Annotated in this window: 20 protein-coding genes; 12 read left to right on the top strand and 8 right to left on the bottom strand. The window is 70.1% G+C overall.

Annotated elements, in window-relative coordinates:
- The first annotated feature begins 67 nt into the window (after nt 1–67).
- Entirely contained in the window at nt 68–1,312 is a 1,245-nt protein-coding gene (locus AB0H78_RS17220) for an alginate lyase family protein (RefSeq protein ID WP_363235232.1), read from the top strand.
- A gap of 104 nt (nt 1,313–1,416) precedes the next feature.
- Here the strand turns inward: AB0H78_RS17220 and AB0H78_RS17215 are convergent, their stop codons facing one another.
- The 7 genes from AB0H78_RS17215 to AB0H78_RS17185 form a co-directional block, all read right to left on the bottom strand.
- A complete protein-coding gene (locus AB0H78_RS17215; RefSeq protein ID WP_363235231.1) occupies nt 1,417–3,048 on the bottom strand; it encodes a M4 family metallopeptidase in 1,632 nt (543 codons plus the stop codon).
- Nucleotides 3,049–3,262: 214 nt separating this feature from the next.
- The gene (locus AB0H78_RS17210; RefSeq protein ID WP_363235230.1) at nt 3,263–5,284 is read right to left on the bottom strand and encodes a M4 family metallopeptidase; all 2,022 of its coding nucleotides are present in this window, start codon (nt 5,282–5,284) and stop codon (nt 3,263–3,265) included.
- Between the two features lie 325 nt (nt 5,285–5,609).
- Entirely contained in the window at nt 5,610–6,047 is a 438-nt protein-coding gene (locus AB0H78_RS17205; protein ID WP_363235229.1) for an SRPBCC family protein, read from the bottom strand.
- A 46-nt stretch (nt 6,048–6,093) separates the two neighbouring features.
- Nucleotides 6,094–6,825, bottom strand: coding sequence for a hotdog fold domain-containing protein (locus AB0H78_RS17200; protein ID WP_363235228.1), 732 nt, complete (start codon nt 6,823–6,825; stop codon nt 6,094–6,096).
- Nucleotides 6,822–7,139: an antibiotic biosynthesis monooxygenase gene (locus tag AB0H78_RS17195; RefSeq protein WP_363235227.1), complete on the bottom strand. Its 318-nt coding sequence runs from the start codon at nt 7,137–7,139 to the stop codon at nt 6,822–6,824. The genes AB0H78_RS17200 and AB0H78_RS17195 overlap by 4 nt, the downstream gene beginning before the upstream one ends.
- A 4-nt stretch (nt 7,140–7,143) precedes the next feature.
- Nucleotides 7,144–9,081 carry an ABC transporter ATP-binding protein gene (locus AB0H78_RS17190; protein WP_363235226.1) on the bottom strand — a complete coding sequence of 646 codons (1,938 nt, stop codon included), beginning with the start codon at nt 9,079–9,081 and terminating at the stop codon, nt 7,144–7,146.
- A complete protein-coding gene (locus tag AB0H78_RS17185) occupies nt 9,081–10,865 on the bottom strand; it encodes an ABC transporter ATP-binding protein (RefSeq protein WP_363235225.1) in 1,785 nt (594 codons plus the stop codon). Before AB0H78_RS17185 ends, AB0H78_RS17190 begins: the two co-directional genes overlap by 1 nt.
- 148 nt (nt 10,866–11,013) lie before the next feature.
- On the opposite strand from AB0H78_RS17185, the gene AB0H78_RS17180 reads away from it, so the two are divergent.
- From AB0H78_RS17180 to AB0H78_RS17160, 5 genes are all read left to right on the top strand, one after another.
- The gene (locus tag AB0H78_RS17180) at nt 11,014–11,919 is read left to right on the top strand and encodes an ABC transporter ATP-binding protein (RefSeq protein ID WP_363235224.1); all 906 of its coding nucleotides are present in this window, start codon (nt 11,014–11,016) and stop codon (nt 11,917–11,919) included.
- Nucleotides 11,916–12,668: an ABC transporter permease gene (locus AB0H78_RS17175; RefSeq protein WP_363235223.1), complete on the top strand. Its 753-nt coding sequence runs from the start codon at nt 11,916–11,918 to the stop codon at nt 12,666–12,668. Before AB0H78_RS17180 ends, AB0H78_RS17175 begins: the two co-directional genes overlap by 4 nt.
- A 40-nt stretch (nt 12,669–12,708) precedes the next feature.
- Nucleotides 12,709–13,965, top strand: a complete 1,257-nt coding sequence (locus AB0H78_RS17170; protein ID WP_363235222.1) for a sensor histidine kinase — start codon at nt 12,709–12,711, stop codon at nt 13,963–13,965.
- Nucleotides 13,955–14,605, top strand: a complete 651-nt coding sequence (locus AB0H78_RS17165) for a response regulator transcription factor (protein ID WP_363235221.1) — start codon at nt 13,955–13,957, stop codon at nt 14,603–14,605. The genes AB0H78_RS17170 and AB0H78_RS17165 overlap by 11 nt, the downstream gene beginning before the upstream one ends.
- A gap of 124 nt (nt 14,606–14,729) precedes the next feature.
- Nucleotides 14,730–15,959 (top strand): hypothetical protein, encoded by a 1,230-nt coding sequence (locus AB0H78_RS17160; protein WP_363235220.1) that lies wholly within the window; start codon nt 14,730–14,732, stop codon nt 15,957–15,959.
- Here AB0H78_RS17160 and glgX read toward each other — a convergent pair.
- Nucleotides 15,949–18,204: a glycogen debranching protein GlgX gene (gene glgX, locus AB0H78_RS17155; protein ID WP_363235219.1), complete on the bottom strand. Its 2,256-nt coding sequence runs from the start codon at nt 18,202–18,204 to the stop codon at nt 15,949–15,951. The genes AB0H78_RS17160 and glgX overlap by 11 nt on opposite strands.
- Nucleotides 18,205–18,358: 154 nt before the next feature.
- Here glgX and AB0H78_RS17150 point away from each other — a divergent pair, with 154 nt between their 5' ends.
- The 6 genes from AB0H78_RS17150 (at nt 18,359) to AB0H78_RS17125 (ending at nt 24,943) form a co-directional block, all read left to right on the top strand.
- Nucleotides 18,359–19,582, top strand: a complete 1,224-nt coding sequence (locus AB0H78_RS17150) for an Ig-like domain-containing protein (protein ID WP_363235218.1) — start codon at nt 18,359–18,361, stop codon at nt 19,580–19,582.
- 127 nt (nt 19,583–19,709) lie between these two features.
- Complete coding sequence (locus AB0H78_RS17145) at nt 19,710–20,963, top strand: Ig-like domain-containing protein (RefSeq protein WP_363235216.1); 1,254 nt, start codon at nt 19,710–19,712, stop codon at nt 20,961–20,963.
- A 106-nt stretch (nt 20,964–21,069) separates the two neighbouring features.
- Nucleotides 21,070–21,837, top strand: a complete 768-nt coding sequence (locus AB0H78_RS17140) for an enoyl-CoA hydratase-related protein (RefSeq protein WP_363235215.1) — start codon at nt 21,070–21,072, stop codon at nt 21,835–21,837.
- Between the two features lie 246 nt (nt 21,838–22,083).
- A complete protein-coding gene (locus AB0H78_RS17135) occupies nt 22,084–22,587 on the top strand; it encodes an ATP-binding protein (protein WP_363235214.1) in 504 nt (167 codons plus the stop codon).
- A 344-nt stretch (nt 22,588–22,931) separates the two neighbouring features.
- Nucleotides 22,932–23,744 (top strand): polysaccharide deacetylase family protein, encoded by an 813-nt coding sequence (locus AB0H78_RS17130; protein ID WP_363235213.1) that lies wholly within the window; start codon nt 22,932–22,934, stop codon nt 23,742–23,744.
- On the top strand, nt 23,741–24,943 hold the full coding sequence (locus AB0H78_RS17125; protein ID WP_363235212.1) for a beta-propeller fold lactonase family protein: 1,203 nt from the start codon (nt 23,741–23,743) through the stop codon (nt 24,941–24,943). Before AB0H78_RS17130 ends, AB0H78_RS17125 begins: the two co-directional genes overlap by 4 nt.
- Nucleotides 24,944–24,974 lie beyond the last annotated feature (31 nt).

Below are 24,974 nucleotides of genomic sequence, written 5' to 3'. Positions count from 1 at the left end.
CATGAAGAGCAACGTTCATATGAATGAACGCAGTTGGCGTCAGACCCCCGACTGAAAGGCCCCCCACATGCGCACCCGAACCACCTCGCACAGATCCCCCCGCCGGCTCCGGCTCTGGACGGCGGGTGCCGCCGCAGGGCTGGCCACCGTCCTCGGTCTGACCCTGATACCCCAGGCGTCGGCGGCGAAGACGACGCCCGCGATGCCCGCCGCAGCCGCCGCCCCCGCCGCGTTCACCCACCCCGGTGTGCTGGTCAGCCGCCCCCAGCTCGACTTCGTCCGCGGAAAGGTCCAGGCGGGAGCCGCCCCCTGGAAGGCCGCGTACGACCAGATGATGGCGAGCAAGTACGCCTCGCTGACCCGCACCGCGGCCCCCCGCGCCACCGTCGAGTGCGGCTCGTACTCCAACCCCAACTACGGCTGTACGGACGAGCGCGAGGACGCCATCGCCGCGTACACGCTCTCCCTCGCCTGGTACATCACCCAGGACGCGAAGTACGCCAAGAAGGCCATCGAGATCATGGACGCCTGGTCGGCTGTGATCAAGGCGCACACCAACAGCAACGCCCCGCTGCAGACCGGCTGGGCGGGCTCGGTCTGGCCGCGGGCCGCCGAGATCGTCAAGTACACCTACACGGGCGGCTGGTCCAACTCGGCCCGCTTCGGAACGATGCTCAAGAACGTCTACCTCCCCACCGTCATCAACGGCTCGAAGTCCAACGGCAACTGGGAGCTGTCGATGACGGAGGCCGCGATCGGCATCTCCGTCTTCCTGGAGGACCGCACCTCCTACGACAAGGCCGTCACCCTCTTCCGCGGCCGCGTCCCCGCGTACATCTACCTCGCCTCGGACGGCGCCCTGCCCAAGGTCGCCCCCGGCAGCGGCCTCAGCGGCAGTGCGGCGATCATCAAGTACTGGCAGGGCCAGTCGACGTTCATGGAAGGCCTCACCCAGGAGACCTGCCGCGACCTGACCCACACCGGCTACGGCATCTCCGCGATCTCGCACATCGCCGAGACCAGCCGCATCCAGGGCCAGGACCTCTACCCGGAGGTCGGCGAGCGGCTCCGTCAGGCGCTCGGCTTCCAGTCCAAGTACATGATGGGCGCGGCCGTCCCCTCGAACCTCTGCGGCGGCTCGCTGAAGGACAGCCTCGGTCCGATCACCGAGGTCGGCTTCAACGCCCTGCACACCAGGCTCGGTTACGCGATGACCAACACCCAGGCGCTCACCGAGAGGCAGCGCCCGGCCGGCTCCAACAACCTCTTCGTGGCCTGGGAGACCCTCACCCACGCGAACAACCCCGCCTGAGGCATCGGCTGGTGATGTCCGCGGGCACCACAGAGCCCCGCCGGCTGCCGGAAGAGCGGCAGTCGACGGGGCTCCTGTGGGGGGTTGGCCGTGGTGTGGGTGCGCTAGCTGACGTTGACGCCCGACCAGGCTGCCGCGACCGCCTTGTACTCGGTGCTCGCCGTGCCGCCGTACAGCGCGCTCGCCGCGCTGAGGGTGGCCGTGCGGGCCGCCTTGTAGTTGGTGGTGCTGGTCATGTACGTGGTCAGGGCCTTGTACCAGATCTGGATGGCCTTGTCCCGGCCGATGCCGGTGACCGTGGAGCCGTTGGAGGTCGGGGAGTTGTAGCTGACGCCGTTGATCGTCTTGGCGCCGCTGCCCTCGCTCAGCAGGTAGAAGAAGTGGTTGGCGATGCCCGAGGAGTAGTGGACGTCGACGTTGCCCGCGGTCGACTTCCAGGCGTCCAGGGAGCCGCCGTCCTTGCTCGGCTTGTCCATGTAGCGCAGCGGGGTGCCGTCGCCGTTGATGTCGATCTTCTCGCCGATGAGGTAGTCGCCGACGTCGGAGGCGTTGCTGGAGTAGAACTCCACCGCCGTGCCGAAGATGTCGGAGGTCGCCTCGTTCAGGCCGCCCGACTCACCGCTGTAGTTGAGGTTCGCGGTGGCGGCGGTGAGGCCGTGGGACATCTCGTGGCCTGCCACGTCCAGCGCGGTCAGCGGGGCCGCGTTGCCGGAGCCGTCGCCGTACGTCATGCAGAAGCAGCTGTCGTCCCAGAAGGCGTTCACATACGAATTGCCGTAGTGGACCCGGGAGTACGACGCGACACCGTCACCCTTGATGCCGTTGCGCTTCAGGACGTTCTTGTAGAAGTCCCAGGTCTGGCCGGCGCCGTAGTGCGCGTCGACCGCCGCCGTCTGGTTCGTCGTGCCCTTGCCGTCGCCCCAGACGTCGTCGGCGTCCGTGTAGAGCGTGCCCTTGCCGGAGGTCTTGTGGGCGAGGTCGTACGTCTTGTGGGCGCCCCGGGCAGCGTCGCTCAGCTGGTACGTGGTGCCCGACTTCGTCGTGCCCAGCGTCACCTTGCCGCTGTACTCGCTGTTGCCGGTGCCGGTCTTGACCGCCTGCCACTCCGACAGCTTGGCGCCGGTGGTGGCGTCGGTGACGACGTGCAGCTGGCTGGGGGTGCCGTCGTCCTGGAAGCCGCCGACCACCGTTTCGTACGCGAGGGTGGGCGTGCCGGTGGCCGCCCAGATCACCTTGCGCGGGGCCTGGTCGGCGGTGGCCTTCTCGGCGCCCGCGGACTTCGCCGCGGTGAGGGCCTTGGACTGGGCCGCTGCCGCCTTGAGGGCGGGCGTGGTGCTCGCCACGTTGATGGACTTGGCGGTCGCCTTCGTGACGCTCCGTACCGCGCCCGACTTGGCCTGGTGGACGACCAAGTCGCCGCCCAGGACCGGGAGTCCGGCGTAGGTGCGCTCGTAACGGGTGTGCGTGGTGCCGTCCGCGTCCTTGATGACGTCTCTGACGACGAGCTTCTCCTGGCTGCCCAGCGAGAGGGTGTCCGCTGTGTTCGCCGTGGTGGCGGTGGCCTCACGGATCAACTCGGCGCGCTGGGAGGCGGAGAGGGAGAGCGGCTGTGCACCGGCGGCTGTGGGGGTGGCGCCGGCGGGGGAGGAGACGAGGCCGGTGAGGCCGGTCGCCAGGAGCGCGGCGGCGGCTATCGACCCGGCGACGCGCGTAGAGCGGGATATCTGAGGGGTCACCTGAAGTTCCCTTTCGTAAGGGGTGGGGGGTGGGAATGCGGGTGCCTCGTGGTACGGGTGAAGCCTTGCAGAGCTGGCGCGTGCATGTCATCAGGGCAAAACGGTCTTGGCCGAAAATTCACAGTTGGGGTACAGATGGAGGGTGGGGCGCTGCCCGTATGTTCAGGGAAACGCCCCACCCGGTCTGGCTGGAATCAGTCGGTGCGCGACCTCATCAGAAGGTCAGGCTCCAGCTGTTGATCTTCCCGACGTCCTGCGCGGCGACGTCCTGGGCCTTGAGCTTCCAGGTGCCGTTGGCCACCTCCGAGGAGGCGTTGACCGTGTACGTCGCGATGACGTTGTCGGCCGAGTCCGAGCCGCTGGAGTTCTTCAGCCGGTACGTCGACCCGTCCGGGGCCACCAGGTCCAGGACCAGGTCGCCGCGCCAGGTGTGCGTGATGTTCACGTCCACCTTGAGCGTGGAGGGAGCGTTGCCCGTCACACCCGTGACCGGGATCGACGAGGTGACAGCCGCGCCCGCGTCCGGGATCGAGACCACGGTGTTGGACGTGAAGACCTTGCCGGTCGGAGGCGTCGTGCCGCCCGAGCGCTCGCCGACGGCGATGGCCGCGAACGCGTCCTGCACCGCCTTGTACTCGGTGCTGGCCGTGCCGCCGTACAGCTCACTCGCGGCCAGGAGAGCGCCGGTGCGTGCGGCTGCGTAGTTCGTGGTCGAGGTCCACTTGGTGGACAGCGCCCGGTACCAGATCTGGATGGCCTTGTCCCGGCCGATGCCGACCACCGGAAGACCGTCCGAGGTGGGCGAGTTGTAGCTGACACCGTTGATGACCTTGGTGCCGCTGCCCTCGCTCAGCAGGTAGAAGAAGTGGTTCGCCGGACCCGAGGAGTAGTGGACGTCGAGGTTGCCGAGGCCCGAGTACCAGGAGTCCTTGGAGCCGCCGTCCTTGCTCGGCTTGTCCATGTAGCGCAGCGGGGTGCCGTCGCCGTTGATGTCGATCTTCTCGCCGATGAGGTAGTCGCCGACGTCCGACGTGTTGTTGGCGTAGAACTCGACGGACGTGCCGAAGATGTCGGACGTCGCCTCGTTCAACCCACCGGACTCACCGCTGTAGTTGAGCTTGGCGGTGGCGGCGGTCAGACCGTGGGACATCTCGTGTCCTGCGACGTCGATCGCGGTGAGCGGGGCGGCGTTGCCGGACCCGTCGCCGTACGTCATGCAGAAGCAGCTGTCGTCCCAGAAGGCGTTCACATAGTTGTTGCCGTAGTGGACGCGGGAGTAGGACGCGACGCCGTTGTTCTTGATGCCGTTGCGGCCCAGGACGTTCTTGTAGAAGTCCCAGGTCTCGGCCGCGCCGTAGTGGGCGTCGGCGGCCGCGGTCTCCGCGTTGGACGCCGCGCCGTTGCCCCACGTGTCGTCCGCGCCGGAGAAGAGCGTGCCGGTGCCCGACGTGCCGTGGTTCAGGTTGTACGTCTTGTGGCCGCCGCGGCCCGCGTCGGTGAGGTTGTACGTGGAGCCCGACTGCGTGGTGCCGAGCGTGACCTGGCCGCTGTACTCCGTGTTCCCGACGCCCTGCTCGATCGCCTGGTTCTCGAAGAGCTTCTTGCCCGTGGTGGCGTCCGTGATGACGTGCAGCGCGTTCGGCGTGCCGTCCTCCTGGAAGCCGCCGATCACGGTCTCGTACGCCAGCGTCGGCTTGCCCTGGGCCAGCCAGATCACCTTGCGGGGCGCCTTGTCGGCGGCGGTCTTCGTCGAACCGTCCGCCTTCGCGGCGGCCAGCGCGGTCTTCGCGGCGGCGGCCGGTGCGACATCGGCGCTGGTGTCGGCGTTGGCGAGGGAGGCCTGCGACGCCTTGGTGACGCCCTCGGTCTTCCCGGCTTTGCTCTCCGCGACGACGAGGTCGCCACCGAGGACGGGCAGCCCGTCGTAGGTGCGCTCGTAGCGGGTGTGTGTGGTGCCGTCCCGGTCCTGGACGACATCCCTGACCAGGAGCTTCTCCTTGGCGCTGAGGCCGAGGTCCTTGGCGGTGGCCGCACTGTCGGCCCCCGCCCGGCGTATCAGCTCCGCACGCTGGGCGGGCGAGAGCTTGGCCGGCAGCGAGCCGGGGTTCACCTTGCCTGCGGCCGGGGCCGCCTGGGGGGTGGCGGATGCATAACCGGTCTGGATCCCGGTGACGAGCAGAGCCGCAGCGGCGAGAAGTGCCCCGGTGGCTGTGGCGCGACGATGCGTGGGTCTCACGCGAACTCCTTCTGCAAAGGGGGTGTTGGGGCGGCTGGTCGGGCCGCCCTAGCAGAGCAAGCTGTGCGCAGAACGAGGGAAGAGTGGCAGGACGGAGAACGTTCTGTCAGGAGCGCGACAAGAAGTTGGCTGGAAAGTGTCCGTTGCCCGACGGGCAGTGTTCGCTATACGGAACGGGTGTCGGTCGCGGCGGAAGGCTGTGCGCGCAATTCCGGCCTCCGCTGCCGCCGGAGCTGTGCAGTGGGGAACGCGGCGCCCGAGGCGCGGCGATGTGGCCGGAAAGAGGTGCATGCCCGCGGCGAGATGCCGCGGGAATCTCCGCCCGTCAGGGCCGGAGCATCGCCGCAAGAGCGCGCCCGAATACGGCGCGTGCGACGCGGGCGAGGAGCGGGTCGGTGAAGGCGGGCAGCCGGGCGATCGCGAGTTCCTCGGTCCAGGTCACCACCGAACCGGCGCCGCGGGCCGCGACCTCGATCTCGGCCCAGCCCGTCAGGATCCGCCCCTCCTTCTCCACGCGGCAGACACCGGGGGAGCCGTCCACGGGCGGCTCCCACCGTACGACCACCATCGGGTCGTCGACCACGGTGAACCGCCCCACCGCGGTACGGGCCACGAACCGCGTCCCCTCCCCGGCAGGCGGCGGCGTCAGCACGACGGTGCTGGTCAGGGGGACGGAAGCGGCATGGGCCGGCCAGTCGGTGACCCGCGCCCAGACCTCGGCGGGCGGACGCGGCGAAGAGGACCGTACGCGGAAGACGGGCATCCCCCGACCCTAGGGTGCCGCCCTGCCCGGCTCCGCGCCGCCGCGCCTACCGCCGCGGCCGGGGGTCCAGCCACAACGCCTCGGCCACCGCGCACAGTTCGCCCTCCGCCGTCGCAAGGCCGACGCCCACCGTGTGCTTGCGGCCCGACTCCTCCGTCAGCCAGGCGTACGCGACATGCGGCTCGCCCGCGGCGACCGGCCGCAGCACCGTCGCGGTCAGCGCCGCCGTCACCAGGCCGTCCTTCGCCGAGCCCAGCCGGAGCGCGGCCACCCCGCCGGGGCAGTCGAGCGCCGACCACACCACCTCGGGCGGCAGCAGGCCGTCGTCGCCGGCGAGCCCGGGGTCCGGTGTCCACGCGGCGGCGACCAGATCCCGGCCGCGCGCGATGTCCGGAAACAGCCGCAGCCCCCGGCCCGGTACGACCGCGGTCCCGCAGCCGTAGCAGTCGCTCATGCCACCGTTCTGCACGCGCACATGTTCTTTCGACGCCTCCCGCGCCTGCTCCCAGCCGGGCGCGGCCGGGGCGTCGAGGGTCTGTCCGTACGGGCTCGCGACGGCGAGCAGCGTCTCGCCGGACCTCAACTCGGCGCCCCCGTCGGGGGTCCGGCCGATCCGGACGGGAGTCTCGACCGGTACGGCCGCGCGGAAGTCCACCCGCAGGGTCTTGGCCTCCGACCGGACGGCGAGCATCCCCGCCACATAGCCGCCGAAGGCGACACCGGGATAGCCGTGCACATGGGCGGGGACGGTGGTGGTGAGGATGTCCGGCTCCTTCATCGGGCCTCGATCACCCGCTCGTAGTGCAGGGAGTGTTCGTCGAACCGCTTCAGGACCTTCCGGGCCGCGGCAGGCACCACCGACTGCGCGGGGTCGCCGCCGGTGAACTCCGCCACCGCACGCTCGTCGTCGAAGGCCATCACCGTGACGAACTCGACCTCACCCTCGTCACCGGGCCTGCGCCAGGCCTCCAGATCGCGCAGCCCCGCGATCTTCCGGGCGAGGATGCCGGGGAAGATCTCCTCCCGCAGCAGCCGCTCATAGGCGTCCGCGTTCTCCGGGGTCGTCCAGCCGTGCCACAGGCGTCGCATCATGAGTTCAGCCCACCACACTCTCCCGCCAGGCGCGATGCAGTCCGGCGAACTGTCCGCTGCCCGAGATGAGTTGATCCGGTGTGCCGTCCTCGATGATCCTTCCGTGCTCCATCACCAGGACCCGGTCGGCGATCTCCACCGTGGACAGGCGGTGCGCGATCACGACCGCCGTACGGCCCCGCAGCACGGTGTCCATCGCCCGCTGCACCGCCCGCTCGCCGGGGATGTCCAGTGAGCTGGTCGCCTCGTCGAGGATCAGTACGGCGGGGTCCGCCAGCAACGCCCGTGCGAACGCGACCAGTTGGCGCTGCCCTGCGGAGATCCGGCCGCCCCGCTTGCGTACGTCGGTGTCGTACCCGTCGGGGAGCGAGGCGATGAAGTCGTGCGCGCCGATCGCCTTCGCGGCGCGCTCGATCTCCTCGGGCGTCGCGTCCGGGCGGCCGATCGCGATGTTCTCGGCGACCGTGCCGGAGAAGAGGAACGCCTCCTGGGTGACCATGACCACGCCCCGGCGCAGTTCGGGTGTTTCGAGGTCGCGGAGATCCACGCCGTCGAGGAGGACCCGGCCGGAATGGGGCCTCCCCTGCTCGGAGCCTGTCGGAGAGCTTGGGGAAGGGTCGTAGAAGCGGGCCAGCAGCTTGGCGAGGGTCGACTTGCCCGCGCCCGTCGAGCCGACGACGGCGACCGTCTGGCCCGCGGGGATCGTCAGGTCGAAGCGGGGGAGCACCTCGCCGCCGGTGCGGTAGGCGAAACGTACGCCGTCGAACACGACCTCGCGGCCCGGGTGTTCGGTGGCGAGGGCGGGGAGTGGCTTCGGTGCGGTGGGGGCGGGGACGGTCGGGGTCTGGGCGAGGAGGCCCGCGATCTTCTCCAGGGAGGCGGCCGCGGACTGGTAGGAGTTGAGGAACATGCCCAGACGGTCGATCGGGTCGTACAGGCGGCGCAGATAGAGGACGCACGCCGCCAGGACGCCGAGCGCGAGACCGCCCTGGGCGACGCGGTAGGCGCCCCACAGGACGATCCCGGCGACGGTGGTGTTGGCGACGAGACGGGAGCCGACCACGTAACGGGCCATCTCCAGGAGCGCGTCGCCGTTCGTGCGCTCGTGGCGGCGGTTGAGGGTGAGGAAGTCGGCGTCGTTGGCGCGTTCGCGGCGGAAGGCCTGGACCGGGCGGATGCCGTTCATGGTCTCGGCGAACTTCACGATCACGGCGGCGATCGCGGTGGAGCGGCGGGTGAAGACGCGGCCGGCCCGGCGCTGGTAGAGGCGGACGAGGAGATAGAGGGGGACGAAGGAGGCGACGGCGACCGCGCCCAGGCCCACATCGAGCCAGAGCAGCATCGCGCAGATGTACACGCCCGAGAGGATGACGCCGATGAGCTCCTGCAGCCCCTCGGAGAGCAGTTCGCGCAGCGACTCGACGTCGGTGGTGGAGCGCGAGATGAGCCGTCCCGAGGTGTAGCGCTCGTGGAAGTCGACGCTGAGCGCCTGCGCATGACGGAAGATCCGGCCCCGGAGATCGAGCAGGACGTCCTGGTTGACCCGGGCGGAGGCGCGGATGAAGGAGTACTGGAGGATCCCGGAGGCCAGCGCGCAGCCGAGGTACCCGGCGCCGACCGCGATCAGCGGCCCGTAGTCGTGGTCACGGAAGGCGGGGACCCCGCGGTCGATGGCGTACGCGACGAGCATCGGCCCCGCCTGGACGGCGGCCTGTTGCAGGAGGAGGAGCAGCGTGGCGACGAGGACGCGGCCGCGCAGCGGGGCGAGGAGCGAGAGGAGCAGGGTGCGGGTGGCCCCGGCGGGGGCGGGCAGCGCGTCGCGGTCGAAGGGGTCGCCTGCGCTGCCCCGGGTGCCGTCGTCGCCTCCGGGGACCCGCGGCTCGGGGATCGCGGCCGGCTCTTCCTCGTGTTCGGGGGTGGTCGTCGTCTGCGACGCGGTCATCAGGCGTTCTCCTCAACGGCGTTGGCGTCCGCACCCGACATCAGCCAGGCGTATTCGGCGTTGCTGCGCAGCAGTTCGTGGTGGGTGCCCACCGCCGTGATCCGGCCGTCCGAGAGCAGCGCGACCCGGTCGGCGAGCATCACCGTGGAGGGCCGGTGCGCCACCACCAGCGCGGTCGTCGACTCCAGGACCTGGCGCAGGGCCGCCTCGACCAGGGCCTCGGTGTGCACGTCCAGCGCGGACAGCGGATCGTCCAGTACGAGAAAACGCGGCCGCCCCACGACCGCCCGCGCCAGCGCCAGCCGCTGGCGCTGGCCGCCCGACAGGCTCAGGCCCTGTTCGCCGACCTGGGTCCCGGTGCCTTCGGGCAGACCGTGCACGAACTCCGCCTGCGCCACCGACAGCGCCCGGTGCAGCGCCGCCTCGTCCGCGCCCGCGTCGCCCATCAGCACGTTCTCGCCGACGCTCGCGGAGAACAGCGTCGGCTCCTCGAAGGCCACCGAGACCAGTTCGCGCAGCTGCTCGCGTGTGATGTGCGTGATGTCCTGCCCGTCGAGGGTGATGCGGCCCCCGGTGATCTCGTGCAGGCGCGGTACGAGTGCGGTGAGCGTCGTCTTGCCCGAACCGGTCGCCCCGACCAGCGCCATCGTCTCGCCCGAGCGGATGTGCAGATCGATACGGGCCAGGACCGGCGGGGCGTCCGGAGCCGCGTCGGGGTAGCGGAACTCGACCCCGTCGAAGACGAGGCCTGAGGAGTCGGGGCTCACAGGGCCGGCTTCGGCGGTCTCCGTCTCCTCCGCCACGTCCAGGACCTCGAAGTACCGCGTCGTGGCCGTCGCCGCGTCCTGGCTGATCGCGATGAGGAAGCCGATCGACTCCACCGGCCAGCGCAGGGCGAGCGCCGTGGAGAGGAAGGCGACCAGCGTGCCCGCCGACAGGTCACCGTCGGCGACCTGGACCGTGCCCAGGACCAGGGCCGCACCGATCGCGACCTCGGGCAGCGTCATGATGAGCGCCCAGATCGAGGCGAGCAGCCGCGCCTTGTAGAGCTCGGTGCCGCGCAGTTTCTGCGACAGCTCGCGGAACGCGTGCGCCTGGCTGCGGTGGCGGCCGAAGCCCTTGATGATGCGGATGCCGAGGACGCTCTCCTCGACGACCGTGGTCAGATCGCCGACCTGGTCCTGGGAGCGGCGGGTGACCTTCGAGTACTTGGCTTCGAAGAGCGCGCAGAGGATCACCAGCGGGACCACGGGCGCCAGCAGCACCAGCCCGAGCGACCACTGCTGCTGGAGCAGGATGACGAAGCCGACCAGGATGGTCACCGCGTTGACCAGCAGGAAGGTCAGCGGGAAGGCGAGGAACATCCGCAGCAGCATCAGGTCGGTCGTGCCGCGCGAGAGCAGCTGGCCCGAGGCCCACTTGTCGTGGAAGGCGACGGGCAGACGCTGCAGATGCCGGTAGAGATCGGCGCGCATCGACGCCTCGACCCGGGACAGCGGCCGGGCGACCAGCCACCGCCGCAGACCGAAGAGCAGGGCCTCGGCGACCCCGAGACCCAGCAGCGCGAAGGCGCCCAGCCAGACCCCGCCGGTGTCCCGGTCGGCGACCGGACCGTCCACGATCCACTTCAGTACGAGCGGGATGACCAGCCCGAGACAGGACGCGACGACAGCGACAAATGCCGCACTGGCCAGCCGGGTTCGTACCGGCCGTACGTAGGGCCACAGGCGCATCAGGCTGCGTACGGCGGACAGATCCTTGGGCGGTGCATCTTTTCTGGGCATCAGCACCGACCCTACGGACAGCCACTGACAATGCCCACTGACTTTTAGGGCGCCGGGAGGTCGTAGCCGGGTATCAACCGATCGGTTGATGCGAGGTCGAGCGCGATGGCCGATGCCCGGACCACGGGTTTTCCTGGACTCTCGGAGCATGGCAATCATCGAGGTCAGCGGGGTACGCAAGGTCTACGGCGGCAGGCCCGTCGTGGACGGGGTGTCCTTCGCCGTCGAGCAGGGGGAGATCTTCGGAATCCTCGGCCCGAACGGCGCGGGCAAGACCACCACCGTCGAATGCGTCGAGGGTCTGCGGATCCCCGACGCCGGCTCGGTCAGGGTGGCCGGATTCGATCCGGTCGCCGACCACGACCGGGTCTCCAAGATCCTGGGCGCCCAGCTCCAGGAGAGCGAACTGCAGGCCAAGCTCACGGTGCGCGAGGCGCTCACCCTGTACGCCGCCTTCTATCCGCACCCCGCCGACTGGCGCCCGCTCGCCGAGCGCCTCGGTCTCACCGCCCACCTGGACGCCCGCTTCGGAAAGCTCTCCGGCGGCCAGAAGCAGCGCCTGTTCATCGCGCTCGCGCTGATCGGCAACCCGAAGGTCGTCGTGCTCGACGAGCTGACGACCGGGCTCGACCCGCGCGCCCGCCGCGACACCTGGGAACTGATCGAGGACGTACGGGACTCCGGCGTCACCGTCCTTCTCGTCACCCACTTCATGGAGGAGGCCCAGCGCCTCTGCGACCGCATCGCCGTCATCGACGGCGGCAAGGTCGCCGCCCTGGACACCCCGGCGGGCCTGATCCGCCGGGCGACGGGCGCCACCGTCATCTCCTTCACCCCCTCCGCCCCGCTCGACGAGCACGAGCTGAACGCACTGCCGCAGCTCGCCTCCGTGGAGCACAGGGACAGCCGGATCACGCTCAGCGGCACCGACGACACCGTCAACGCCGTCATCACGCTGCTCGCCCAGCGCCACATCACCGCCCACCAACTCCGGGTCACCGACGCCACGCTGGACGACGCGTTCCTCGACCTGACGGGAGCCGACGCATCATGAGCACCGCGACCGCAACCTCCACCGCCGTACTGAAGGCCGAGGCCACACTCTTCCGGCGCGAACCCGCGTCCGTCTTCTGGGTCATGGCCTTCCCGACGATCCTCCTGGTGATCCTCGGCTCCATCCCCTCCTTCCGCGAGACCGACGCCTCCCTCGGGGGGATCCGCCTCGTCGACGCGTACGTCCCCGTCACCGTCCTCATGGCGATGATCCTGGCCGGGCTGCAGGCCATGCCCCCGGTGATCACCGGCTACCGCGAACGCGGCATCCTGCGCCGGATGTCCACCACCCCCGTCCGCCCGCACGCCCTCCTCGGCGCCCAGATGGGGCTGCACGGAGCGGCCGCACTGATCTCCGCGCTGCTCTCCCTCGCCGTGGGGCGGATCGCCTTCGACGTCGTACTTCCGCGCCAGGCCTTCGGCTACCTCCTGGCGCTCGTGCTGGCGATCCTGGCGGCGCTCGCGCTGGGCGCCCTGGTCACCGCGGTTGCCCGTACGGGCAAGATCGCCACCGCGATCGGCTCCGCGATCTTCTTCCCGATGATGTTCTGCGCCGGGACCTGGGTCCCCGTCCAGGCCATGCCCGACGCACTCGCCGACGTCGTCGAGCTCACCCCCTTCGGCGCCGCGGCCCAGGCACTGAACCAGGCGGCCGCGGGCGACTGGCCGGGCTGGATCCACCTGGGCGTCCTCGCCCTGTGGACGGTGGTCCTTTCGGCCGCCGCCACCCGCTGGTTCCGCTGGGAGTGAGGCGAAGGTGGCGAACAACGGGTCCGGGCAGACTGTCCGCATGACGACCGACTCCACCGCAGTCGACCAGCGGCTGGCCCAACTCCACTACTGGGGGCCCTACGCACTCCTGGCCTTCGGCACCATCATCTCCGCGGCCACCACCGACACGTTCGACATCGGCACGGCGCAGATGTACGAGGGCGTGGTCCTGGTCGTCGCGGCCGTCGCCCTCCAGCTGTGGTGGGGCCGGGCGGCCCGCAGCCGCCCGGAGCCCGGCGTCGCGAGCACGGCGTACTACGCGGTGCGCTGGGGCATCGGCTTCTGGCTCTGCTGGCTGAACCCGTTCTGGTCGTTCTACGCGGTCATCGGCTACTTCACCGCCGAGAGGCTGCTGCCCCGCCGGCTGATCAGGGTGGGCCTGTTCGCCACCGCCGTCACCATGTCCGGCTCGTACATCGGCGGCCTGCCGCCCAAGGGCGCCGGCGGCTGGGCGCTGTTCGGCGGGCTGCTGGTCGTCAGCCTCATCCTGTTGGTCGCCTTCATGCGCCTCGCGGAGCTGGAGGACGAGCGCACCCGCAAGCAGGCCGCCACCATCGAGGAGCTGGCCCGCACCAACACCCGCCTCCAGCAGGCCCTCGACGAGAACGCCGCCCTGCACGCCCAACTCCTCGTCCAGGCAAGGGAAGCGGGCGTCTCGGACGAGCGCCGCCGGATGGCCGCCGAGATCCACGACACCATCGCCCAGGGTCTCGCCGGGATCATCACCCAGCTCCAGGTGGCCACCACCACCAAGTCCCCCGAGACCGCCGCCGAGCACCTCGCGAGCGCCCAGACCCTGGCCCGCCACAGCCTCGGCGAGGCCCGCCGCTCCGTGCAGAACCTCTCCCCGGTCGCACTCGCCGACGACCCGCTCCCCGAGGCCCTGAAGAAGCTGGTCGCGGACTGGTCCCAACAGTCGGGCGTACGGGCCGAGTTCACCGTCACCGGTACGGTCGAGCCCCTCCACGACGAGGTCGCCGCCACCCTGCTCCGGATCGCCCAGGAGGCCCTCGCCAACACCGCACGGCACGCCGCGGCGACCCGGGTCGGCGTCACGCTCTCGTACATGGGCGACGACATGGCCATGGACGTACGCGACGACGGCCGCGGCTTCGACCCGGCCCAACTGCCCCCGGCCACCACGGCCGGCGGGTTCGGGCTCGGCGGGATGTGCGCCCGCGCCGAACGGATCGCGGGCACAGTCGTCGTCGAGTCGGAACCGGGTCAGGGCACTGCGGTCTCCGCTCGCGTACCTTTGGTCCGCCATGAATCCTGACACCGCACCCGCCATCACGCTGCTGATCGTCGACGACCATCCCGTCGTACGGGACGGCCTGCGTGGCATGTTCCTCGACGCCCCCGGATTCGAGGTGCTCGGCGAAGCTCCGAACGGCGTCGAAGGCGTCGAGCTCGCCGTCTCCCTCGACCCGGACGTGGTCCTGATGGACCTGCGGATGCCCGGCGGGGGAGGCGTGGACGCCATCGCGGAGCTGACCCGCCGCGGCGTGCGCTCCAAGGTGCTGGTCCTCACCACGTACGACACCGACTCCGACACCCTCCCCGCGATCGAGGCCGGCGCCACGGGCTACCTCCTCAAGGACGCCCCGCGCGACGAGCTCTTCACCGCGGTACGGGCGGCCGCCGAAGGCCGCACCGTCCTCTCCCCGGCGGTCGCCTCCCGCCTGGTCTCGAGGGTCCGCACCCCGGCTCCGTCCGGCAGCGAAACCCTCAGCACCCGCGAGCGCGAGGTCCTCGTGCTGGTCGCCAAGGGCACGTCGAACCGTGAGATCGCCCGCGAGCTCTTCATCAGCGAGGCCACGGTGAAGACCCACCTCACCCACATCTACGGCAAGTTGGGTGTGAAGGACCGCGCGGCAGCGGTCGCGGTCGCGTACGACCGCAGGATCCTCGGCTGACCTGTCGTCCCCCAGCACCTCGCCGACCTGCACATTTCGTGATCCGCCCGTGCTGGTTCGAGCAGCTTTGCCCCCGCAAACTGTGCACGGTACAAGCACAGCGCACACACAAGGGGCAGGAACGATGAAGAAGGCGACCGTACGGCTGCGAGCTCTGCTCATAGCTGCGCCACTGCTGCTGGGAGCGGCAGCCTGCCAGAGCGGCGGGGCGGACAAGACGGCCGAGCCGAAGGCGGAGCCGGTGTACAGCAAGCCGCTGCCGGCCCAGTTCTCCGCGGCGCTCAAGGCCACGGACGAGGCCGGTTCCGCCCGCTTCACCTCCTCCCTGGTCTACACGACGGGCTCGGGCAGCAGGGCGGTGGACACCACCACCGGCAGCCAGGACTACGCCCGCCACACGGCCCAGGCCGAGCGCACCCTCATCGTGCCGCGCACCCTCCCGGCGAAGGACGCCGCGTACCTCCGTGAGGAGGGCGACTCGCGCCCCCGGACGTACGCCGTCGACCACTCCGACGTCCTCTACAAGAGCCGGAGCGGCGACTGGCTGCGCTATCGGGCCGGAGCGGACACGGAGTTCTCCGAGGGGGCGCAGGAGATGTTCGACCGTGCCGGAAATGCCGCCCCCTACGGCGGCACCCTGGCCGAGCTCGTCCGCTACACCATCCCCCGCCACCAGCCGCAGCAGCTGGACTCTGGCGTCCGCCGCTACCGGGAGATGGTCACGGCCAGGCTCGCCCTGGAGCTCCTTCCTCCCTTGATGAGCGCCGACGCATCCGGCGGATTCTCCCCGGACGAGGCGAACATCCCCCTCACCGCCGAGTTCGACGCCCAGGGCAGGCTGACGAAGGCCTCGGCCGACCTCGCGCCCTTCCTGAAGGAGCTGCACGCGAACCATCACCTGAGCGCGGTGAAGTCCCTGCGCGCCGAGTACGCCCTGACCGGGTTCGGCGAGAAGGTCCCGTACACGATCGCCTCCGGTGAGAACGTCCTGGCCGCGCAGAAAGAACTCGCCGCGATCGAATCGGTGAAGCCGGGCAGCTGCGCCTCGGAGGACACCGGCATGCCGTCCTCGTCCCTGGTACGACCGGTGAGCTGCACGGCCCCGCACGACCTCCAGGTGTTCGGGCAGGTGCACATCGAAGCGCATGCCAAGGACACCCTCTCCGACGACGTCGGCGACTCCCTGGCGCACGACAAGTGCGACCGGAAGTTCCAGGCGGCCCCGGCCGCCTGGACCCGTGACGCGCACCCGCGAGGCACGTACACGGTCTCCGGCGCCGCGGGACTCTCCGTCACCCCCGGCGAAGGTACGTCCCTCGACGGCGACTTCAGCTGCTACATCACTACGTCCTGACCCGCAGCAGCAGCACCGACCGCGCGGGCAGCGTCAGTTCGGACCCTCCGGGGTGCACCGTCCCGGGAGAGGCCGTCTGGTCCTCCTGGGAGGTGTCGACGATCAGCTCGTACGCATCCGCCCACGGCGCCCCCGGCAGCACGAAGCCCGCCGGGCGGTCCGCCGCGTGCAGGACCGTCAGGAAGCTGTCGTCGGTGATCTCCTCGCCCTGTGCGTCGCGCCCCGGGATGTCGCGTCCGGAGAGATAGAGGCCGAGGGTGTCGGCCGGTGCGTACCAGTCGCGCTCGGTCATCTCCGTCCCGCGCGGGGTGAACCACGCCAGGTCCCGCAGCCCGTCCGCCGCCTGCGCCCGCCCGGAGAAGAAGGCGCGGCGGCGCAGCACCGGGTGGGCGTGGCGCAGGGCGAGCAGGCGCCTGGTGAGGGCGAGCAGGGTGCGGGGGCCGTCCTCGTCGAGGAGTGACCAGTCGATCCAGCTGACCTCGTTGTCCTGGCAGTAGGCGTTGTTGTTGCCGCCCTGGGTGCGGCCCATCTCGTCGCCCGCGACCAGCATCGGCACTCCGGTCGACACCAGCAGGGTGGCGAGCAGCGAGCGCAGATGGCGGTGGCGCAGCGCGTTGATGCGGGGGTCGTCGCTCTCGCCCTCGGCGCCGCAGTTCCAGGAGCGGTTGTTGCCGGTGCCGTCGCGGTTTCCTTCCCCGTTGGCCTCGTTGTGCTTGCGTTCGTAGCTCACCAGGTCGCGCAGGGTGAATCCGTCGTGCGCGGTGATGAAGTTGATGGAGGCCTGCGGGCGGCGGCCGCCCCAGGCGTAGAGGTCGCTGGAGCCCGAGAGGCGGTAGCCGAGGTCGCGTACGTCGGGCAGCGCACCCCGCCAGAAGTCCCGTACGGCGTCCCGGTAGCGGTCGTTCCACTCGGTCCACAGCGGCGGGAAGGCGCCGACCTGATAGCCGCCGTTGCCGACGTCCCACGGCTCGGCGATCAGCTTCACCCGCCGCAGCACCGGGTCCTGGGCGATGACCGCGAGGAACGGCGAGAGCATGTCGACGTCGTGCATGGAGCGGGCGAGCGCGGCCGCCAGGTCGAAGCGGAAACCGTCGACGCCCATCTCGGTCACCCAGTAGCGCAGCGAGTCGGTGATCAGTCGCAGGACGTGCGGCTGCACCACGTGCAGGGTGTTGCCGCAGCCGGTGTAGTCGGTGTACCTGCGGGCGTCGCTCTGCAGCCGGTAGTAGCCCCGGTTGTCGATTCCCCGCAGCGACAGGGTGGGGCCCAACTCACCCGCTTCCGCCGTGTGGTTGTAGACGACGTCCAGGATGACCTCGATGCCGGCGGCGTGCAGCGCCCGCACCATCTTCTTGAACTCGCCGACCTGCTGGCCCGTCGTCCCCGACGCCGCGTAGCCCGCGTGCGGGGCGAAGTAGCCGATGGAGTTGTAGCCCCAGTAGTTCTTCAGCCCGCGCCGCAGCAGATGGTCCTCGTGCGCGAACTGGTGCACAGGCAGCAGCTCGACGGCCGTCACCCCGAGCTGCGTGAGGTGCTCGATCGCCGCAGGATGCGCGAGGCCCGCGTACGTACCCCGCAGCTCCTCCGGAATCCCCGGATGCAGCTTGGTGAAGCCGCGCACATGGACCTCGTAGATGACCGAGTCCGCCCACGGCGTCTTGGGCCGGTGGTCGTCCGACCAGTCGTCGTCGTCATGGACGACCACGCCCTTGGGTACGTACGGAGCCGAGTCGCGGTCGTCGCGCACGGTGTCCGCCACATGCTGCTGCGGCCAGTCCCGCACATGCCCGTACACCTCGGCGGGCAGCCTGAAGTCCCCGTCCACGGCGCGCGCGTAGGGATCCAGGAGCAGCTTCGCCGCGTTCCAGCGGGCACCCGTCCAGGGGTCCCAGCGGCCGTGCACCCGAAATCCGTACCGCTGCCCCGGCAGCACTCCGGGGACGAAACCGTGCCAGATCTCATGGTCGAGCTCGGTCAGTTCACAGCGCGTCTCGCGCCCCGCCTCGTCGAAGAGGCAGAGCTCGACGGAGTCCGCACCGCCGGCCCAGAGCGCGAAGTTGGTGCCCGCGGCACCGTCGGGACCGACCCGGAAACGTGCTCCGAGCGGTGTCGGTGCGCCCGGCCACACGGCGGGCGCGCGGCGCCGACTGCCGCCGTTCTGCCGCCCGTTGACCGGGGAGCGCTGATGGTTCGCGTGTTCGTGCACGGCCTCTGGTACGGCCTCCTGCTCGGCGGCACTCGACACTCTCCCAGCCTCCCGCGGCTCATCGGGACTCGTCACAACATGGGCGCACGGCGTCCCGGCCGCGGCTCCCCTCGCGTAGTCCTTCCCCCTGTTCTGCCCGCAACAGCCCCTCTCCTCACGTTTCCCCTGAAGGGGGACGGTCGTTGGAGCGGGAGTGAGACAACTGGCAAAGCGGGCAGGGGCGGGCGTCGCCGCCGCAGTGGTTTGGGCAGGACTGATGGCTTCACTGGCCGGATGTACGGGAGGCGGGGCGGTCGACGCGAAACCGCGCCCGCCCGAGGAAGCGATCCGCGTCCTGCCTCTGGACAAGGCGCAGGGCGTACGGCAGGACGGCCGGGTCGAGGTGAGCGTCCCCGACGGACGGCTCGAGCGGGTACGGGTGACCCAGGTCGGGGACGCCCAGGAGCAGGAGATCAAGGGGGCGATCTCCGACGACGGCCGGAGCTGGCACCCGGTGGGCCCGAGCACCGACAACGAGCTGCGGCTCGCCGCCAAATACACCGTCGACGCACTCGCCGAGGACGGCGCGGGCCACCGTCAGGCCCGGCACACCACCTTCACCACCTATGTCCCCGAGCACCGCTTCATCGGCTACTTCAAACCCGAGAACAACTCCACCGTCGGCACCGGCATGATCGTCTCCTTCGACTTCAACCGGGCCGTCGCGAACCGCGCGGCCGTCGAGCGCGCCATCCGCGTCACCTCGGAGCCGCCGGTGGACGTGGTCGGCCACTGGTTCGGCGACCGGCGCCTCGACTTCAGGCCCGAGACGTACTGGAAGCCCGGGACGAAGGTGAGTGTCGACATGCGGCTGCGGGACGTCCAGGCGGCGACCGGCGTGTACGGCACCCAGCAGAAGACCGTCGGCTTCACGGTCGGCCGGTCCCAGGTGTCCCTGGTCGACGCCGACGCGCACACGATGACCGTACGGCGCGAAGGTGCGGTCCTGCGGACACTGCCCGTCACGGCGGGCGCCCCGAGCCGGACGACGTACAACGGGAAGATGGTGGTCTCGGAGCTGTACGACGTGACGCGGATGAACGGCCAGACCGTCGGCTTCGGCGGCGAGTACGACATCCCGGATGTGCCGCACGCGATGCGGCTGACCAATTCGGGGACCTTCCTGCACGGCAACTACTGGGCGTCCTCGGGGACGTTCGGCTCCGCCAACACCAGCCACGGCTGCGTCTCGCTGCAGGACGTGAAGGGCGGCAGCTCGGACACCCCGGCCGGCTGGTTCTTCTCCCGGACCCTGGTCGGAGATGTCGTAGAGGTCGTCAATTCCCATGACAAAACGGTCGCGCCGGACAACGGCCTCGGTGGGTGGAATCTGGACTGGGCCCGGTGGAAGGCCGGATCGGCCCTCGGTTGGAACTGAACGGTGACATAGCAGGGGAGTTCCGCGCGTCTGCGATGTGATTATCTTTCGCCAGGCGCGCGGGATTCAGCGCGCGGGTGGTACGAGCCGGGGTGAACACCAGGCCGTGCGAGGGGAGAACACACACGTGGACGTGCAGCCGATTTCGGGGACATCGGCCGGGGGGCGGCGCAGGCGCGGAGGGCTTCTGGCTCTGGTACTGGGAGCGCTCCTGCTCCTGGTCACCGCGTGCGGCGGCAGCAGCGGCGGCGGAACCGGCAGCGGGGACACCGGCGGCAAGGACAGCCAGAACGCGGGCAAGAAGGTCGACGAGAACACACCGTCCGTGGCCGTCGTGACCGTGGCGCCCAAGGACGGCGCCGACGACGTCGCCACCAGCGGCGCCGTGAAGGTGACCGCGGACCAGGGCAAGCTGACCACGGTCACCGTCCAGGACACCAAGGGCAATCCGGTCCAGGGCAGGATCGCCACGACCGGCGCGAGCTGGGAGCCGGTGGGGCATCTGCCGGCCGCGACGAAGTTCAAGGTGCACGCGGTCGCCAAGGACGCCAAGGGCCGTGAGTCGGCGAAGGACACGACCTTCACCACGCTCGTCCCGAAGAACACCTTCCTGGGCCAGTACACGCCGGAGAACGGCGCCACGGTCGGCGTCGGCATGCCGGTCTCGATCCGCTTCACGCGCGGCATCACGCACCCCGACGCCGTGAAGAACGCCATCAAGGTGACGGCCGAGCCGTCCGTGCCGGTCGAGGGCCACTGGTTCGGCAACGACCGCCTCGACTTCCGCCCCGAGAAGTACTGGGCCGCGGGCACCAAGGTCACGCTGAAGCTGAACCTGGACGGCGTCGAGGGACGGTCCGGTGTCTACGGCAAGCAGGTCAAGACCGTGAAGTTCACGGTCGGCCGCAGCCAGGTCTCCACCGTCGACGCCAAGACCCACATGATGACCGTGGTGCGCGACGGCAGCGTCTACAAGAAGATCCCGATCACCACGGGCAAGCCGGGTTACGAGACCTGGGCCGGCCAGATGGTCATCAGCGAGCGGCTGTCGGTGACCCGGATGAACGGTGAGACGGTCGGCTACGGCGGCGAGTACGACATCAAGGACGTCCCGCACGCCCAGCGGCTCACCGACTCGGGCACCTTCATCCACGGCAACTACTGGGGCGGCGGCGCCTTCGGCAACTACAACGCCAGCCACGGCTGCGTGGGTCTGCGCGATGTGCGGGGCGGGGGCAGCAACGGCTCCCCGTCCGCCTGGTTCTACGACCACTCGATGGTCGGCGATGTCGTCGTCGTGAAGAACACCCACGACAAGACGGTCGACCCGGCCAACGGCCTCAACGGCTGGAACATGTCCTGGTCGGAGTGGACCAAGTAAGCAGTACGACAAGGGGGCCCGGTGCTGGCGGACATTCTGGGGGATACCCCCAGACCCCCGAACAGCACCGGGCCCTTCCGTGTGAGCGCCCGTTAACCTGCGACCTATGACTGTGAACCTCGAAGTCTCAGAAGGCGTGGGCACCATCCGCCTGGACCGCCCCCCGATGAACGCCCTGGACGTGGCCACCCAGGACCGCCTGCGCGAGCTCGCCGAGGAGGCCACGCGCCGCGACGACGTACGCGCCGTGGTGATCTACGGCGGCGAGAAGGTGTTCGCGGCGGGCGCGGACATCAAGGAGATGCAGGCGATGGACCACGCGGCGATGGTCGTACGCTCCCGGGCGCTGCAGGACTCCTTCACCGCGGTGGCCCGTATCCCCAAGCCGGTCGTCGCGGCCGTCACCGGCTACGCGCTGGGTGGCGGCTGCGAGTTGGCGCTCTGCGCGGACTTCCGTATCGCAGCCGACAACGCCAAGCTCGGCCAGCCCGAGATCCTCCTCGGCCTGATCCCCGGCGCCGGCGGCACCCAGCGCCTGGCCCGGCTGGTCGGCCCCTCCAAGGCGAAGGACCTGATCTTCACCGGCCGTATGGTCAAGGCGGACGAGGCGCTGACCCTAGGCCTGGTGGACCGCGTCGTGCCCGCCGCCGAGGTGTACGAGCAGGCGCACGCCTGGGCCGCCCGCCTCGCGCAGGGTCCCGCGATCGCACTGCGCGCGGCGAAGGAGTCGATCGACGCGGGCCTGGAGACGGACATCGACACGGGTCTCGCCGTCGAACGCACCTGGTTCGCGGGGCTGTTCGCCACCGAGGACCGCGAGCGCGGGATGCGCAGCTTCGTCGAGGAGGGCCCGGGCAAGGCGGAGTTCGTATAGGGGGCGCCGGTTGGGCGTTCACCAGTTGGGAGTATTAGCTGCACCTTAAGAGAGTCTTAAGGTGCAGCCGATCCCCACCCTTGGTGATCACTCGGATGCACGGTGTCATCGCAGGTCAGGGCGGCCAAACCGAGGTGCTGCCTGCCAGCGTCATATGCCGATCGACGCCCCTCGACCCTGTTACTCAGGGATACCGATTCCCCCGGATGGGCCCCGGAGTCCGCATTCTGCGGCCATGATGGAGCCATGGCGGGCCTGGAGGGTGTGGAGCAGCCGCGGCAGCGTGCTAACGCGACCGCTGCACGGTGGATACCTGCCGTCGAGGACGAACAGGGCCTGAAAGCCCTGGAGTTGTTCGGAAACCCGACGGACGCCGAGGTGCGCCTTCCTTCGCGCCCGGAGTCCGCGGCGACCGCGCGCCGGCTCGCCCAGTGCGTCGTACTGCGCCAGTGGGGCCTGTCCCCACAGACCACGGAACACGCGGTCCTGCTCGTCTCGGAACTCGTCGGCAACGCGGTCCGCCACACCGGCGCCCGCGCCTTCGGCTTACGGATGCTGCGCCGCCGCGGCTGGATCCGTATCGAGGTGCGCGACCCTTCCCGCGGTCTGCCCTGCCTGATGCCCGTGCACGAGCTGGACACCAGCGGCCGCGGCCTCTTCCTCGTCGACAAGCTCTCCGACCGCTGGGGCGTGGATCTGCTGCCGCGCGGCAAGACCACCTGGTTCGAGATGCGGGTCTCCGACCGGTAGCACGCAGAAGCCCCCGGTCGGCCGGGTTGCGGCGCTTGCGGGGGCTTCTGTGGAGCGCCGTGGAATGGGGGGGTGTTTCCACGGCGGCTATGGACGACCTGGCCCGGGTCAATGGGGGTCGATGACTCGACTATGGCAGAGGGGCCCGGCAAGTGCCAAAGTCCCTACTCGGACATATGTCCCCATAGCGTCACAGTTTAGATCTGAATCGTAGGTGACATCGACCACTCACCTCGTAAAGCATGTGTAATTATCGGTTCTGTTGAATGAATTCTTGGTGTTGCTGCGGCGCGAGGCGTGCCGGGCCCGCTCAATCGCGATCTTCCTCCCCTTCCGCCCCTTAAATGGCTGTTGTGACTGAGATCGACCGCCGCAGCGCACTGCGCGCCGGAGCGGGCGCGGCCATCGCGGGGGCCTTCGCAGCAGGCTGTACGGAATCCGACCCCGCCCGGCACGCAGCCGCACGCCCCGCATCCGCGCCCCCCGCCCCGTCCCGGAAGCCCCGACCGACCACGACCCCGCGTACTGCCCCGGCACCCCGCGCCTTCCCCGGACAGCCCGAGCAGATCGAGCACGGCCCCCGCGACCGCCCCCGCGTCGCGCTCACCTTCCACGGCCAGGGCGACCCCGCCGTCGCCAAGGCCGTACTCGCCGAGGCCGAACGGGCCGGCGCCCGGGTCACCGTCCTCGCCGTCGGCACCTGGCTCGACGAACACCCGCAGATGGCCCGCCGCATCCTCGACGGCGGCCACGACCTCGGCAACCACACGCTCCACCACCTCTCCATCTCGGCCATGTCCGAGCAGGAGGCGTACGCGGAGATCACCGGCTGCGCCGACCGGCTGCGCCGCCTGACGGGGTCCATCGGCACCTGGTTCCGGCCCTCGCGCACCCAGTACGCGACCCCGCTCGTCCAGAAGCTGGCCCGCCGCGCCGGATACCCCCACGTCCTCTCGTACGACGTGGACTCCCTCGACTACACCTCGCCGGGCGCCGCCGCCGTCACCCGCAACATCGCCGACCGCGTCGGCAACGGATCGGTGGTCTCCCTGCACTTCGGCTACCAGGACACGATCGCCGCCCTGCCCGCCGTCCTCGACACACTCGCCCGCCGCGGACTGCACGCGGTGACGACCACGGAGCTGCTCGCCTCATGACCGCCCAGCGCAACCGCCGTACCAGCCGCACCACCTGGCTGCTCGCCTGTGCCGTGCTCGCCTCGCTCGCCGGCTGCTCCACGCCCGCCGAGAAGGCGCGGCCCGAAGCGCTCGCCACGAAGCAGGCGCCCGCCCGGCCGGCGGCCGAGGGCAAGAAGGCGGCCCCGGCCGGCCTGCCCGGGATGCCGCCGGTCCTCGACGCCAAGGACGTCTACGCCGCCGACCGCCCGAACGCGCTCTCGCCGGTCGTCAAGAACTACCCCTCGCGGGTCTACGTCCCCAACACCAACTCCAACACCGTCTCGGTCATCGACCCCAGGACGTACAAGGTCATCGAGACCATCCCGGTCGGCGAACAGCCCCAACACGTCGTCCCCTCCTGGGACATGAAGACGCTCTGGGTCAACAACGACCGAGGCAACACCCTCACCCCGATCGACCCGAAGACCGGCCGCGCGGGCAAGACGGTCGACGTCCACGACCCGTACAACCTCTACTTCACGCCCAACGGCAAGTACGCGATCGTCATGGCCTCGCTCGACCGCGAGCTCGTCTTCCGCGACGCGCACACCATGAACCGCGAGAAGACCGTCCCGGTCAGCTGCTACGGCGTCAACCACGCGGACTTCTCCGCCGACGGGCGCTACTTCATCGTCTCCTGTGAGTTCTCCGGCGAACTCCTCAAGGTCGACACCGAGAAGATGAAGGTCGTCGGCCAGCAGCGGCTGCCCTTCCAGGGCGCCATGCCGCAGGACGTGAAGATCTCGCCCGACGGCAAGACCTTCTACATCGCGGACATGATGGCCGACGGGATGTGGGTCCTCGACGGCGACAAGTTCACCACGCCGAAGCTGCTGCCCACCGGAAAGGGCTGCCACGGTCTGTACGTCAGCCGGGACTCCAAGGAGATGTACGTCTCCAACCGCGGCGAGGGCTCCATCTCCATCTTCGACTTCCCGAAGAACAAGCTGACGAAGAAGTGGCACCTGCCGAACGGCGGCAGCCCCGACATGGGCGGCGTCTCGGCGGACGGCAAGGTGCTGTGGCTGTCGGGGCGCTACAACGCGGAGGTGTACGCGATCGACACCACCAGCGGCAAGGAGCTGGCCCGCATTCCGGTCGGGGACGGCCCGCACGGGCTCGCGGTCTATCCGCAGCCGGGGCGGTACTCCCTGGGGCACACCGGCATCTTCCGCTAGACCACGCCGGGGGTCCCGGGGGCTCGGCCCC

The sequence above is a fragment of the Streptomyces sp. NPDC050738 genome (genome assembly GCF_040654175.1).
Lineage (GTDB): Bacteria > Actinomycetota > Actinomycetes > Streptomycetales > Streptomycetaceae > Streptomyces.
Note: the sequence above shows the minus strand (reverse complement) of the source record. Positions and strands in the feature narration are given on the sequence as shown.